Genomic DNA, 1,012 nt, shown 5'->3' on the forward strand with positions numbered 1-1,012 from the left:
CCCCGGCCCCCGACCACCCCGCCGCCGACGGGCGCAACCTGGCGCAGGGCCGGCCGGTGACCGCGTCGAGCGTGTCGCAGAACTACGTGGCGGGCAACGCCGTGGACGGCAACGCCGGCACCTACTGGGAGAGCGCCAACGGCGCGTTCCCGCAGACGCTGACCGTCGACCTCGGCGCGGCGGTCGACACCGACCGGATCGTGCTGAAACTGCCCGCGGGCTGGGAGACCCGCACCCAGACGCTCTCGGTCGCCGGCTCGACGGACGGCGCGGCGTACTCGACGGTCGTCGGGTCGGCCGGGTACACGTTCAACCCGGCCACCGGCAACACCGTGTCGATCACCCTGCCGGCCGGCAGCCGGCGCTTCCTGCGGCTGAGCTTCACCGGCAACACCGGGTGGCCGGCGGGCCAGGTCGCCGAGTTCGAGGTGTACGGCGGCGGCACGGCCCCGCCGCCGACCACCACCCCGCCGCCCACCACCACCCCTCCGCCGTCGGGGAACCTGGCGCTGGGCCGGCCGGTCACCGAAACCAGCCACGCCGACGTGTACGGCGCCGGCAACGCGGTCGACGGCAACCCGGCCACCTACTGGGAGAGCGCCAACAACGCCTTCCCGCAGTCGCTCACCGTCGACCTGGGCACCGCCCGTTCGGTGTCCCGGGTGGTGCTGAGGCTGCGCCGGTGACGGCCTGGCAGACCCGTACCCAGACCCTCGCGGTCCTCGGCTCGGCGGACGGCGGGACGTTCACCACGCTGAAACCCTCGGCCGGGTACGCCTTCAACCCGGCGACCGGCAACACGGTCACCATCACCTTCCCCGCCACCACCCAGCGGCACCTGAGGTTGACCTTCACCGGCAACACCGCCTGGCCGGCCGGCCAGGTCTCCGAGTTCGAGGTACACGCCGCCTGACGGCGCCCGTCTCCGGGCCGGTCGGCCGTCCCCGCGACCCGGCGGCCCGGCAGCTCCACCCCGCCGGGGCACCCCCCCGCCCTCCGGCGGGCACCACCA

At 75.0% G+C, this 1,012-nt stretch carries 2 protein-coding genes; both read left to right on the forward strand.

The features are described from left to right. A partial coding sequence (locus JNW89_RS36340; protein WP_238452443.1) for a discoidin domain-containing protein occupies positions 1–686 on the forward strand: 686 nt, incomplete at its 5' end. Continuing rightward, complete coding sequence (locus tag JNW89_RS36345; RefSeq protein WP_238452444.1) at positions 683–913, forward strand: hypothetical protein; 231 nt, start codon at positions 683–685, stop codon at positions 911–913. The genes JNW89_RS36340 and JNW89_RS36345, both read left to right, overlap by 4 nt. Positions 914–1,012 lie beyond the last annotated feature (99 nt).

The sequence above is a fragment of the Micromonospora sp. 4G55 genome, assembly GCF_016803375.1.